The organism is Halalkalibacter oceani, from assembly GCF_023715605.1.
GTDB lineage: Bacteria > Bacillota > Bacilli > Bacillales > Bacillaceae_D > Halalkalibacter > Halalkalibacter oceani.
Map to the genome: position 1 here is coordinate 17,685 of NZ_JAMBOL010000039.1, position 13,258 is coordinate 30,942.

The 13,258-nt window shown below is 47.6% G+C and carries 13 protein-coding genes; 9 read left to right on the top strand and 4 right to left on the bottom strand.

Annotation, left to right across the window (positions count from 1 at the left end):
- Positions 1 to 2: 2 nt before the first annotated feature.
- Positions 3 to 431 (bottom strand): VOC family protein, encoded by a 429-nt coding sequence (locus M3202_RS20755; protein WP_251225130.1) that lies wholly within the window; start codon positions 429 to 431, stop codon positions 3 to 5.
- Between the two features lie 138 nt (positions 432 to 569).
- On the opposite strand from M3202_RS20755, the gene M3202_RS20760 reads away from it, so the two are divergent.
- The 6 genes from M3202_RS20760 to M3202_RS20785 all read left to right on the top strand — a co-directional run bounded on the left by M3202_RS20760 (position 570) and on the right by M3202_RS20785 (position 5,688).
- Positions 570 to 1,094 carry a PadR family transcriptional regulator gene (locus tag M3202_RS20760; protein WP_251225131.1) on the top strand — a complete coding sequence of 175 codons (525 nt, stop codon included), beginning with the start codon at positions 570 to 572 and terminating at the stop codon, positions 1,092 to 1,094.
- A complete protein-coding gene (locus M3202_RS20765; RefSeq protein ID WP_251225132.1) occupies positions 1,091 to 1,552 on the top strand; it encodes a DUF4188 domain-containing protein in 462 nt (153 codons plus the stop codon). Before M3202_RS20760 ends, M3202_RS20765 begins: the two co-directional genes overlap by 4 nt.
- A 150-nt stretch (positions 1,553 to 1,702) precedes the next feature.
- Positions 1,703 to 2,836 (top strand): N-methyl-L-tryptophan oxidase, encoded by a 1,134-nt coding sequence (gene solA, locus M3202_RS20770; RefSeq protein WP_251225133.1) that lies wholly within the window; start codon positions 1,703 to 1,705, stop codon positions 2,834 to 2,836.
- Between the two features lie 117 nt (positions 2,837 to 2,953).
- A complete protein-coding gene (locus tag M3202_RS20775; RefSeq protein ID WP_251225134.1) occupies positions 2,954 to 3,649 on the top strand; it encodes a response regulator transcription factor in 696 nt (231 codons plus the stop codon).
- A complete protein-coding gene (locus tag M3202_RS20780) occupies positions 3,642 to 4,751 on the top strand; it encodes a HAMP domain-containing sensor histidine kinase (protein ID WP_251225135.1) in 1,110 nt (369 codons plus the stop codon). Before M3202_RS20775 ends, M3202_RS20780 begins: the two co-directional genes overlap by 8 nt.
- A gap of 82 nt (positions 4,752 to 4,833) precedes the next feature.
- Positions 4,834 to 5,688, top strand: a complete 855-nt coding sequence (locus M3202_RS20785; RefSeq protein WP_251225136.1) for a M15 family metallopeptidase — start codon at positions 4,834 to 4,836, stop codon at positions 5,686 to 5,688.
- Between the two features lie 259 nt (positions 5,689 to 5,947).
- On the opposite strand, the gene katG is transcribed toward M3202_RS20785, so the two are convergent.
- From katG to M3202_RS22745, 3 genes are all read right to left on the bottom strand, one after another.
- The gene (katG, locus tag M3202_RS20790) at positions 5,948 to 8,155 is read right to left on the bottom strand and encodes a catalase/peroxidase HPI (RefSeq protein ID WP_251225137.1); all 2,208 of its coding nucleotides are present in this window, start codon (positions 8,153 to 8,155) and stop codon (positions 5,948 to 5,950) included.
- Positions 8,156 to 8,805: 650 nt separating this feature from the next.
- Positions 8,806 to 9,654, bottom strand: coding sequence for a 23S ribosomal RNA methyltransferase Erm (gene erm, locus M3202_RS20795; RefSeq protein WP_251225138.1), 849 nt, complete (start codon positions 9,652 to 9,654; stop codon positions 8,806 to 8,808).
- A gap of 452 nt (positions 9,655 to 10,106) precedes the next feature.
- Positions 10,107 to 10,151 carry an erythromycin resistance leader peptide gene (locus M3202_RS22745; protein ID WP_156177705.1) on the bottom strand — a complete coding sequence of 15 codons (45 nt, stop codon included), beginning with the start codon at positions 10,149 to 10,151 and terminating at the stop codon, positions 10,107 to 10,109.
- 213 nt (positions 10,152 to 10,364) lie between these two features.
- Here M3202_RS22745 and M3202_RS20800 point away from each other — a divergent pair, with 213 nt between their 5' ends.
- The 3 genes from M3202_RS20800 (at position 10,365) to M3202_RS20810 (ending at position 13,098) form a co-directional block, all read left to right on the top strand.
- On the top strand, positions 10,365 to 11,360 hold the full coding sequence (locus tag M3202_RS20800) for a zinc-dependent alcohol dehydrogenase family protein (RefSeq protein WP_251225141.1): 996 nt from the start codon (positions 10,365 to 10,367) through the stop codon (positions 11,358 to 11,360).
- A 213-nt stretch (positions 11,361 to 11,573) separates the two neighbouring features.
- Positions 11,574 to 12,059: a YusW family protein gene (locus M3202_RS20805; RefSeq protein WP_251225139.1), complete on the top strand. Its 486-nt coding sequence runs from the start codon at positions 11,574 to 11,576 to the stop codon at positions 12,057 to 12,059.
- Positions 12,060 to 12,192: 133 nt separating this feature from the next.
- Positions 12,193 to 13,098 carry a DMT family transporter gene (locus tag M3202_RS20810; RefSeq protein ID WP_251225140.1) on the top strand — a complete coding sequence of 302 codons (906 nt, stop codon included), beginning with the start codon at positions 12,193 to 12,195 and terminating at the stop codon, positions 13,096 to 13,098.
- The last annotated feature ends 160 nt before the right edge of the window (positions 13,099 to 13,258 follow it).

Genomic DNA, 13,258 nt, shown 5'->3' on the forward strand with positions numbered 1-13,258 from the left:
ATTTATTCATCCTTCCACACTTGCTCTTCATATTGTGCTTGAAATGATTGGTCAGGGGGAATGATGGTGATGACATCGATAAGAATTCCATTCGGATCACTGGTGATAAAATGGCGTTGACCAAATGGTTCATCGCGAATGTCCAGATGCAACGGCAAATGCTGTTCGTTAATGAACGTCTGGTAAAGCTGATCAACGTCATCGACTTCGACATTCAGAATCATTCCTTGTATTGGCTTGCCGAAAGCCTGAGGGATCGTCTCGTGCGTTTGATCCAAAATGGCCAATTCATCGCCTGTATCTTCTTTTTTCAAGCTTACATACCAATCGGCTTCAAAAACAACAGAAAAGCCAAAAAAACACTGATAAAACTGACTCGTTTCGGTAAGGCGGTCGGTCATAATTACAGGATAAAAACTGCTCCATTTCATTTGGCTCACTCCTTCTCTAAGTTGAATTCATCTTAACATACATACAGTATGTATGTAAAACTTTTTACGAGTGAGAAGTTGACAATTTACGTTCAATTATATATCTTTAGGATGTATCTTTAAGATATGGGGGTTCAAATGAAGATAGAGGCGAAGTGGATTATTTTGGGGATTTTGACGACGGGCTGCCGGACCGGCTATGAGATAAAAAAGCTGATTGATGTCAGCTTCAGTCATTTTTGGAAAATGAGCTACGGTCAGATTTATCCGGCTTTGAAGGCACTCGTTGATGAAGGCTACGCCGTCCAAGCGGCGATAAATAAGGAAGGGGAGCCGGAGCGCAAGGAATACACGATTACCGAAAGCGGAAAAAAGAAGCTTCAGGAATGGCTTGCTGTGCCGGTGCAGGATGCGGGACTGCACAAAAACGAGCTGCTCGTAAAATTGTTCTTTGGTAAGGAAATGAGCCGTGAACTGGCGATTCAGCATGTGGAAGAGCAGGAGCGTCTGCTGCGGTTGAAGCTGACTGTGTATGAGCAAATTGAAAAGGACATCCGCGCCCACCCGGACGCGGAGTTTTGGCTGTATACGCTTGATTATGGCAAGGAGATTGCAAAGGCCGAATTAAGCTGGTGTAAAAAAACAAAGGAGAGGATAAAGTGAATAAACGTTATACGGCTCCAAATGATCGCGATATTGTTCTGTTTATCATTGGCATGAGGATTCAGCAATGGTGGAATATCAAGGCATGGTGGCCGGTATTTACCGCGATGCCGCCGATGATGAAAGAGCTGTACAGAGAAAAGGATAATGGCTTTCTTTCCCATAATGCAGCCTGGGGCGGCCGAACGATTGTCTTTACCCAGTATTGGGAGGACATCGAGAGCCTTCATGCTTATGCTCATGGAAAGACACATATGAAAGCGTGGACTCACTTTTATCAAAAGGCGGCAAAAACAAAGGCGGTCGGCGTTTTTCATGAAACGTATGCTATCAAGGCGGGCAGCTATGAATCCATTTATGCCAATATCGCCCGGCCGCTCGGTCTGTCCCGTGCTTTGTCTCCATTGGAGGTATCCTCTTCTTCGACGCTGAAAGACAGGCTGAGAAAAGGAAGCTGACTTTCGATTGAAGCTGCTGAAAAAGTACGATTTTCACTTTTTCAGCAGCTTCTTTGGATCAGACATGCAAATCGCTTCTTTTCTTATGCAGAATTAAGCTCTCTTTCGTAGTATTATGAAAGGGCAGAATACGAGAAATGGGGGAGCGGCATGGAAGCAAGCTATGATGTCATCGTCATTGGCGGAGGATCGATGGGGATCGCGGCTGCCTATTATGTGGCAAAGAGCGGAAAAAGGGTTCTGGTGCTTGAGCAATCGACGATTCCGAACAACATCGGCAGTCACCACGGGGAAACGCGTATTTTCAGAATGGGCTATGGAGACGGAGGGCAATATGTGCCGCTTTTAAAAGAAGCGCTGGCGCTGTGGAAAGAGCTTGAAAAGGAGACAGGGCGGACGCTGTTTCAGCAAGTCGGCGCCTTGTCGATTGGGTACCGGAATTCCGGCTTTGTGCGGGAAACGATTGAAAGCTCGCGTGAGCATCGGCTGGAGCATGAAGTGTTGACTGCTGAGGAGATTGAACGGCGTTGGCCGGGCTTTCATCTGCCGGGCGATTTCAAAGGGTGCTTTGACCCGGTATCTGGCTTTTTGTTAAGTGAAGCTTGCGTCCTGGCTTATAAGGAAGCTGCGTTGCGGCATGGCGCGACGATTCTCGAAAACACGCGGGTGGAAGTGGTGGACGAGCAGGATGATGCCGTTCATGTCAAGGCAGGTGGCCGGCTGTTCAGAGGACGTAAAGCGATCGTCGCGGCGGGGGCGTGGAGCGCGAAGCTTTTGCCGGAGCTGAAGCTGCCGATTGAAGTCGTGCGGAAAGCGGTAGGCTGGTTTCAGACAGAGGGGACCATCTACCGCGATCACTTCCCATGCTTTGTTGTCGATCTGCCGGATGGTGAATCGTATTACGGATTTCCGGATGTGGATGGCAGCGGAGTGAAGGTTGGGCGGATGGATTTGGGAGATGAAACCGATCCGGATACGATTGATCGGGCGTTTCATGGTGAGAAGGATGAACGGGACTTGCGAAGCTTTTTGGCAAACTTCATGCCACGGGCGGAAGGGAAGTTGCTGAATAAGGGGATATGTATGTTTTCCAATACGCCGGATCATCATTTCATCATTGATACGGCGCCGGGAACGGAGCGCGTCATCATTGCCGCCGGCTTTTCCGGTCACGGCTTTAAATTCGCCAGCGTCATTGGCGACATTTTGCGTGAGCTGGCGAACGAGGGCAGGACGAAGCGCGATATTGCTTTTCTCAGACTTGAGCGATTTGCGAAAGGGTAAGAGATAAGGCGGTGTTACCACGGAAGGTTTCGAACTATTGTCGGCACATTGCACTCTTTATGAAAATCATAGAAAATAAGCTACAATAAGTGGAATCAGGATTCGGGAGGGATATCGATGAAGTCGATAACGGTTTTAGTCGCGGATGATGATGAAGAGATTGGTGAACTCGTTGCGATCCATTTAGAGAAGGAAGGATACAAGGTCATTAAAGCGGCGGATGGGCAGGAGGCTGTTGATGCGATTGAAGCGCAGCCGGTCGATTTGCTGATTCTCGATATTATGATGCCGAAGTTGGACGGATATGAAGTCACCCAACTCGTTCGTGAGCGGCATAATATGCCGATTATTTTCTTGAGTGCGAAGACCTCTGATTTTAATAAGGTACACGGGCTGGTGATCGGTGCCGATGATTATATGACAAAGCCGTTTGCTCCGATTGAACTGGTAGCGCGGGTTAATGCCCAGCTGCGGCGTTTTATGAAATTAAATCAGCTAAAGCCTGATCAGCAAGCGAGTCTGGAATATGGGGGCTTGGTCATTTCTCCCGAACAACGTTCCGTTCTGCTTTATGATGAACGGATTGAGCTAACGCCGAAGGAATTTGATATTTTGTATTTACTGGCGAGTCATCCGAAGAAAGTGTACAGTGTGGAAAATATTTTTCAGCACGTATGGGGCGAGGCGTACTTTGAACGTGATAATACAGTGATGGTTCATATTCGGACGCTGCGGAAAAAGCTGAAGGAAGATGCGAGGAAAAGTAAATGGATTAAGACGGTCTGGGGAGTTGGATATACGTTCAATGGGTAAGATGATGCGCAGTTTTCGTTCAAAGATGGTGCTCTTGTTTGGGATAAGCATGCTGCTTGCGGGCCTTGCGACATATATCATTTATAAAGGTTTGCAATTTTATTATTATACGGTTGTCGATTACGAAGATCAGTTGACCCGGCTTCGTTCCTTTATTAGGTCGGTTGGTGATATAAACTTCTTTTTGCTCATTTTTATCCCGCTTTCGATTCTCTTTTTCTTTATCCTGAGCAAGCCGTATTCTGCCTATTTCAAGGAGATTTCCAACGGCATTCATTTTCTTGCCCGTGGCGACTTTACTCATCGCGTTCAAGTCCGTTCCAAGGATGAGTTCGGCGAGATTGCCCGCGACATTAATCTGGCAAGCGAGCAATTACAGCAGGCGATTGAGAGGGGGGAGTTTTCTGAAAGCAGCAAGGATCAGCTCGTCGTCAATCTCGCTCATGATCTGCGGACGCCGCTTACTTCCGTGCTGGGCTATATTGATTTAATTTTGAAGGAGAAGAATTTAACGGAGGAGCAGGTCAGACACTTTTTAACGATTGCCTTTACGAAATCCCAGCGTTTGGAGAGGCTGATTGAAGAATTGTTTGAAGTAACGAGAATGAATTACGGGATGCTGCCGCTTGAAAAAAGAACGATCGATCTCAGTGAGCTGCTTCATCAATTAATAGAGGAAATGTATCCTGTTTTCGAGAAAAATAAAGTGAGCGCCCGAATGAATATCGCTCCACAATTAGCGGTTTTCGGCGATGGAGACCTGCTGGCGCGCGTATTTGAAAACCTGCTCGTCAACGCTAATCGCTACGGCTCTGATGGTCAGTATATTGATATAAATGGTTTTTCCGAGTCGGGGGAAATCGTCATTCAAGTGATCAATTATGGCAGCCATATCGCCGAGGAAGAGCTTCCGCATCTGTTTGAGATGTTCTATACCGGTGACAAAGCGCGCACGCATCAGGCGGACAGCACAGGACTTGGCCTGTTCATCGCGAAAAATATCGTCGAGCAGCACAGTGGAACGATTACCGCCGAAAGCAGCGTCATCCGGACAATGTTTGAAGTGCGTCTGCCACAGGAGGGGACGGACGAACGGATTTAAGAAAAATTTAAGTTTTTCCCTGCTTTTTATTTAATTGTTTTTTTCTACGCTATAGTCAGTCGTGATGTAGGGGGAACCGAAAATGAAAAAGTGGGGATTTTTATTACTATTAACTGGCTGTCTCGTTTTTGTCATCGTTGAGCGGGTGCCGTTTTTTCACCAGCATGAAGTGGAGATTCAGCAATACGAGCAAGGGGCTTCCGAAAGGGTGGAGCAAAAAGAGATTAGAAAAGAACAACTCTATCAGGGAAATCTGATTTTGGTAAACGCAGAATACCCTGTTCAGCAGGAAGGGGTAAGGTCTGATATCGTCAATTTATATGAGGCGCGTGAATTGACAAAGGGATATACCCTGTTAAACAGCGGAATCTATTTATCAACAGAGGTCGCACTCGCATTTTCTGAGATGGTCGCTGCCGCGGAGCAGGACGGGGTGCAGCATTTTGTCATTAACAGCGGCTTTCGTGATTTTGAGGAGCAAGGCGAGCTTTATCAAACGAGGGGAGCCGACTATGCGCTGCCGGCAGGCTATAGCGAGCATAATGTCGGAGTGGCGCTTGACGTAGGTTCGACTGAGACGACGATGTATGAGGCCGATGAAGGAATATGGATAGAGGAAAATGCCTGGAAATACGGCTTTATTTTACGCTATCCAAAAGATAAAACCGAGATTACCGGCATTGAATATGAGCCGTGGCATATCCGCTATGTCGGCTTACCCCATAGCGCGGTTATGAAGGAAAAGAACTTTGTGTTAGAGGAGTATTTGGCTTATTTAAAAGAAGAAGAGAAGATTTCCATTACGGTTAACGGTGAAAGCTACACGGTTGCCTATTATCCTTATTCAGAAGGGATGACCATTCCGGTGCCGGACAATCACGAGTATGAGCTGTCGGGTGACAACAGTGATGGGGTAATTGTGACGGTGTTTGAGTAGATGACGTTATATGGAGGATCTCCGGCCTGATTTTTTACGTTAAGGGGATGTTTGAAAGAGAGGAGCTCGTATTCTTCAGGAATTGTTGGTGAACGGATTCGCTGTGGCGTATAACATTCTATTATCTCGTATTCTCTTTTGAGAAAAAGCTATTATGAGGAAACGAAGCATATTCTATTACACAAAAAACCAACCAGCACGCACCAATAGAACATCGGTGAGCGCTGGTTGTGTTTCGTTTTTGGACTTGCTAATGAAATTAGCTTAATACTTTCTTCGCGTCAGAAGAGGTTGATTTAATGTCAAAACGGTCGGCATTCATCACTTTCACCCAGGCAGCGATAAAGTCACGGACAAACTTCTCTTTGTTGTCGTCCTGTGCATAAACCTCTGCAAGGGAACGAAGGACAGAATTAGAACCGAAGACAAGATCGAATCTTGTTGCCGTACGCACGACTTCTCCTGTGTGACGGTCGCGTCCTTCATACAGGTTGTGGTCGACTGGCTTCCACTCGATACCCATATCAAGCAGGTTCACAAAGAAATCATTTGTGAGCGCGCCGACACGATCAGTGAAGACGCCGTGCTGGGTACCACCATAGTTTGTACCAAGAACACGCATGCCACCGATAAGAACAGTCATTTCCGGTGCAGTAAGTGTTAAAAGCTGTGCCTTGTCGACGAGAAGCTCTTCCGGGCTTACGCTGTATTGCTTCTTCAAATAGTTGCGGAATCCGTCAGCGTAAGGCTCAAGCACGTCGAAGCTCTCGGCATCTGTTTGTTCTTCTGTCGCGTCACCACGTCCAGGTGTGAATGGAACCGTTACATCAAAGCCGGCATCCTGAGCAGCTTTTTCGACGGCGGCGCTACCACCTAGTACAATTAAATCAGCGAGGCTGACTTTTTTATCAAGTCCGTTTTGAATATCCTCAAGAACAGAAAGTACTTTGGCAAGCTGCTCCGGCTGGTTCACTTCCCAATCCTTTTGTGGCGCGAGACGAATGCGTGCTCCATTGGCACCGCCGCGCATATCAGAGCCGCGGAATGTGCTTGCGGAAGCCCAGGCAGTTGTGACAAGCTCGCTCACGCTAAGGCCTGAAGTCAGGATTTTTTCTTTAAGCTCTTCGATTTCCGCATCAGTTAATTGATAATCAACGGTTGGAATCGGATCCTGCCAGATAAACTCTTCTTCCGGAACTTCCGGTCCAAGATATCGAGCGCGAGGACCCATGTCACGGTGAAGAAGTTTAAACCAGGCACGGGCAAACGCATCAGCAAATTCGTCCGGGTTGGCGTGGAAACGGCGTGAAATTTTTTCGTATTCAGGATCATAGCGCAAAGCCATATCTGTCGTAAACATCACTGTTGGAACTTTAACGGAAGGATCCTCGGCATCTGGTGCAAGATCTTGTTCGTCAGGGTCTACCGCATGCCATTGGTAAGCACCCGCTGGACTCTTTGTCAACCACCATTCATATTTGAACAGCAGATCAAAGTAGCCATTATCCCATTGTGTTGGGTTGGCAGTCCAAGAACCTTCAAGTCCACTTGTGATCGTGTCGCGGCCTTTACCACTGCCGTGCGTGCTTAACCAGCCTAAGCCTTGCGCTTCAATCGATGCCGCTTCAGGTTCGGCGCCAACATGTGCTGCATCTCCTGCGCCATGTGCTTTACCAAATGTATGACCACCGGCGATTAAAGCAACTGTTTCTTCATCATTCATTCCCATCCGGGCGAATGTTTCGCGAATATCCTTCGCACTGGCGATTGGGTCCGGTTTTCCGTTAGGTCCTTCCGGATTTACATAGATCAGACCCATTTGCACAGCGGCAAGCGGATTTTCCAGCTCACGTTCACCGGAGTAGCGGTTGTCACCGAGCCATTCTGTTTCAGAACCCCAGTTGACGTCTTCTTCCGGATGCCAGATGTCTGGACGTCCTGCACCGAAGCCGATTGTTTTTCCGCCCATTGATTCAATTGCAACATTCCCTGCAAGGACGAGTAAGTCAGCCCAGGAGATTTTGTTGCCGTACTTTTGCTTAATTGGCCAGAGAAGACGGCGTGCTTTATCAAGGTTGCCGTTGTCAGGCCAGCTGTTTAATGGCGCAAAGCGCTGCGCGCCGGTTCCGCCGCCTCCACGGCCGTCGCCGATCCGGTACGTACCGGCAGCGTGCCAGGACATCCGAATAAAGAATGGACCGTAATGGCCGTAGTCAGCAGGCCACCAGTCCTGGCTGTTCGTCATCAGCTCCTCAAGGTCTTTCTTAAGGGCAAAGTAGTCCAGTTTCTTGAACTCTTCTGTGTAATCAAAATCGTCATCCATCGGATTGGATTTTGTATCATGCTGTTGAAGGATATTTAAGTTTAACGCGTTTGGCCACCAATCTTTGTTAGTTGTGCCGCGGGACTTGTTGCTTGTAGCGCTGCCGTGGAAAGGGCATTTCTCGATATTACCGTTGTTTTCCATAAAAAATTCTCCTCCCTGTTTCAAATAAGAATTAATATAGAAAGATTATCTTTCTAGCAGCAAGAAAAGTACTAACTAGATACCAATAATCATTCTCACATTGTAATTATAATAAATTATTGCTTAAAAGAAAAGGATAAAATCTCAATCCCAAAAATTTTCATTTAAGAGAGCGGCAGAAGCCTTTACTAATCAACGCTTTCACTAAAACCGAGGCTATGAATTTTTTCTTGAAAAGGGTGGGATCAGCGTTCGACATAAATGATAAAAAAGTTGTCGAAATGAGAAAGGAAACCGAATAAGTTGTCCTTAATTGAAAATGAACCAGTGTGGCCGAGCATCCTCTAATCTACTACTATGATGGGAGGATTAAAAAAATCAGTAAATAAGAGAAAAAACCTCGCAAAGCAGTTGCGAGGTTTCAGTCTGTCGAGAAAGTCGACAGGCTTTTTTGTTTAGTAGTCAGGGTTCGGTTCTTCGACCTCCCATCCCGTCCGCTTTTTCTTGTGGGATCAAATAAAAACAGGTGAGACGAGGTGAAAAGCGAACGAGAGAAAATGTTTGCGTCCAGTCTGCATACGGCCTGTGACTAGCTTCAAGAAGAGACAAGAACGGTTATATCCTACAAACGACCATTCTATTAGAAAAGCTTATTTTCTCTTTTTCCGCTTCGGCCAGCGAAATGCCGGCACATGATGGAGCATCGCCTCCAAAAGGCGTGCCCATTGCTGCTCGGACAATGCCGAGATCGGCGTCTCCGAGTTTAGGCCGAGCTGGCGCCGGACATGCTTCAACTGCGGCGGAGTGAAAATGCCTCGCAGCGCCAGGTTGACGGGAAGTGCCGGCTTGTGAAGCGCGTACTCGGCCAGCCCTTTAAAGGCTGAGTATTTAGCCGGCGGAATCAACGGGTGCCTTTTCCGCTTGATTGTGAGCATAGCTGAATCAACTTTTGGCGGCGGTGAAAAGTTATTTCGTGAAATATCCTTCGCATAGCGGATATCAAAGAACATCCGCCAGGCAATCACGTAGGCGTCTTTGATGGTGCTTGCGGTGAAGCGTTTCGCCGCGCCTTTTTCCATAACAATCACCCCTCGTTGAAAAGGACCGGCCGGCTGATCGAGCAACCGTTTCATAATCGGCGTTGTGATGGAGTAAGGAATATTGGACACGACGACAAATGACTGCTTCGGCATCGGCATCGTGAGAATATCGTGATGAATGACTTTCACATTCGGGTACGACATCATTTTCCGCTGTAAATAGTCCACTAATTTCTCGTCATATTCAACGGCCAGCACGCGCTGTGCTCTTGAACTGAGAACGGTCGTCAGGGCGCCCTTTCCAGCGCCCAGGTCAAGCACGGTCTCGTGAGAAGCGATGTCAGCATAAGCGACAATTTCCTCGATCAGCTTTCGATTGTGCATAAAATGCTGCCCGGAAAAGTTTGGCTTTTTTTGATTGTTGATCTTTTTCGTCTTTGAATATTTATTGCAGGTCATTTTGCATCTCCCTTTCTTAAGAAAAACGCGTAGCGGTTTTTCTTAGAAGCGGTGTGCGGAGCCGTTACAATCGTTTAAGGATGGCTGAAAAACGGGCATTTTTCAGCCATCCGAGTAACGCGCGAAGCCGCCACCCCGCCTCGAATTATTAAAAAAAATCACAGGCTGCTGCCTGTGACGAAAGAGCAAAAGGGAAAAGATCGACCTCGATTTCGTTGCGCATCAAAGACAAGAGGTGCCATAGCTTTCCTGGGCGGAAAACGACATGCATCTCTTATTCAAGGTACAATAAAAAAAGAAAGGCAGAAAAAATCCACCTTTCCTCACATTGCGGACAGCTACCCGAAGGTTCACTGATTCCTATGCTTTCTATAACAATGAAGATTATTGAAAAAGGACAGACTTATCCCATTTACTCTGTCATCGCAAACAGAGCCTTTGAACGTATTTAATTACCGGTTCAAAGTTGGGAAACGAAGTCTCATCGAATGTGTCACTTTTTCATAATCCTCCTTACGTTACATTTATTGATCGTACGCTGCCTATTGTAAGGGCTGCCTGGACTGTTGTCAAAGGAAAATTTTGAGCAGCTTCAATCGGGTGCGCGGGGGCTGAAGCAGAAGCTCGGGTTTTTTTGGAAGACAAGTAAGGATAAATGTAAGAAAAGCCGGCTCTGGCAGTTTTTCTTATTGAAGCAAAGGAGGCGATTTATTTTGGAGGCGAACTGTATTATTTGTCATAATTTCGGCAGGCCTCAGGAAGTTTTGAAGATTGAACAGAAAGAAGTCGTCCCACCGCAAGATGATGAAGTGCTTGTGAGGATGCTGGCCCGGCCGATTAATCCGTCTGACCTGATCCCGATTAGAGGGTCTTACGCCCACCGTCTTTCTTTACCGCATATTCCAGGGTATGAAGGGGTTGGCCTCGTCGAGCAGGTGGGACCGCTTGCTCCGCGTCATCTTGTTGGCGCACGCGTGTTGCCGCTGCGCGGGGAAGGGACGTGGCAGGAGTACGTCAGAACGAAAGGGAAATGGGCGGTGCCCGTGCCTGACTGGATTGACCATTTCACGGCGGCGCAAATGTATATTAATCCTGTTACGGCCTGGGTTGTATGTACGGAAGTGCTGCGTCTCGGTGTCGGTGATGTGCTGGCGGTTAATGCGGGGGGCTCGACGATTGGACGTCTTTTCGCACAATTAGCCAATGTGCTCGGCTTTCGGCTGATTGCCGTGACGCGGCACGATCGGCATACGGAGCAGCTGCTTCAGCTCGGGGCCTCCGCTGTGGTTAATACATCCGAGCAGGATGTGGTGGAAGCAATGTGGGAATTGACCGATGGCCGCGGCGCTCATGCGGCAATTGATTCGGTTGGCGGCGCGGCTGGAAATGAGCTGGCTTATGGGATCCGGCCGGGAGGCATGTTTTTATCGATAGGTCTGCTATCGGGAAGACAGGTGAATTGGGAAGAGATAGTCAAACAGGCGGGAGTCCGCGCCAATTTGTTTCATTTGCGCCATTGGAACAAGGACGTTTCTGCTGCGAAATGGCAGGAAACGTTTCAGCAGTTGATCCAGCTGATCGAAAGCCGGCAAGTACGGCTGATGGAAGCAGCTCAGCAATACGACTTAATCGAAGTGAAAAAAGCAGTCGCTGCCGTTGAAACGATTTCCGGCGGCAAGGGAAAAGTGTTTTTGACGAGCGGGTAAGGCGGGATGCCGCGATGCGCGCTCATGATGCAGGCTGGTGACGGAACAAGGAAGCTCGGTGTTCATGCTATCTCCCGGTTAGAAAGTCCCATTTGGCAAGCTGGTGTGTAAGAAATGGCGATCGGGGAATAAGGGACAAATAAGGATAGAAATGGTGTGCATCGCGCAAAATATTGATGAGATTTCAACAATGGAATAAGGGAGTGAACAGCAATGAAGATAAAATATTTCGCCAGCCTGCTCGGTGTTGTTCTGTTAATCGGCTGTGGGGCCAATAATGAGCCGACCCCGCCGACCGGAGAGGATTCTTTTCAGGAGGAGAACGTTATTGATGAAGGGAACGGGAGCGGCGATGCCGGTGAGCCTGTCGCGGCTGAACGCGGCGTAAAGGAGTTTGATCTTGATCTCGATTTCGCTAATGGAGGAGACTGGGATTATGATTATGAAGTTAATGGAGAGATAAGGGCTGAAGTTGAAAAAGAAGACAATGGCGAAAAGCGTGAAAGCAGAGGAGAAGAGGCGCAGCAGGAAATTGAATCGATTTTAAGCCAGGTCGTCATTGATCAATCACGCACGACAGAAAGTATCACGAATGATATTTTGGAGCTTCTTGAAATCCCACAGGACGAATTGAAACAGCTTACCCTTGAAATCGAGTATCAAGATGGAGAAAGGCTTGATTTCAAGCAGAATTTTTAGTCCTGTTTATAGAGCTGCCGCCACTTTTTCATAAGGGCGGCGGCTTTTCCTCTGTCCCTTATGTCCTGAAAAAGGGGGAAAGGGAATGTGGTACTCTAGGTGTAGACGATAAGAGGCAATTGGGGGAAGGGACATGTATAAAGTTTTGTTAGGAATCATTTCTGTCACGCTTGTCTGGGGCTACACGTGGGTGACGATGAAAATCGCGATCAGTGACATTCCGCCTTTTTTATTTTCTGCTTTGCGGCTGTTAATCGGGGCGCTTCCTTTGCTGATGATTCTCCTTATTCAGCGGCAAAAACTGACTGTCAGAAAACAACAGGTAACAGACTATGTGATCATGAGCTTTTTAATGGGAATCGGTTATCTCGGCGCCCTGACATACGGGATGCAGTTTGTTGATTCAGGAAAAACCGCCGTGCTGGTGTATACGATGCCGATCTTTGTCACCGTAGTCAGCCATTTTCTTTTACAGGAGCGAATCACGAAATATAAAATGGCCGGGCTGCTGTTTTGTTTTGTCGGCTTGTTATTTATTTTAGGACGGGAGATCCTTCATTTCGAGGAAAACGCGATTATCGGTCAGCTGCTTATTTTGCTGGCGGCTTTGAGCTGGGGTGCGGCGAATGTGTTCAGTAAAGTGAGGTTCAGGAATACGAATCTCATTCATATGAATGCCTGGCAGCTGATGATCGGCACGACGCTGTTGTTTGCTGTTTCGTTTCTTACTGAGCGGAACGAAGTGATTGTGTGGTCTCGTGAAGCGGTATTATCGCTGTTGTTTAATGGTCTGTTCTCGACGGCCTTTACGTTTGTCGTCTGGTTTTGGGTATTAAATCAGATTGAGGCTTCGAAAGCGACGATGGCTTTAATGGTTGTACCGGTTCTCGGCCTTTTCTTTGGCTGGCTCCAGCTTGGAGAGACAGTTACCGCCGGCATTATGATTGGGGCAGGTCTGATCTGCGCCGGAATTTTTTTCAATACCTATCATTTTCGCAGTACCGCAGTACCGAGTGAAAAAAGAAACTTATCAAGCTGAGGAGCGGGATGTGTCTTTTGAGGCATCCTGCTTTTTTTAGTGCGCCACGCATGGCGCGTAGCTAGGCGGTGAAAGTCCGCTATGGGGGCTGGCAGTTGCCAACCATTAGCCAAGAGCAAGGGTGTCCATCGCGAGGTGGAATCTGAAGGAAGCTGGAGGC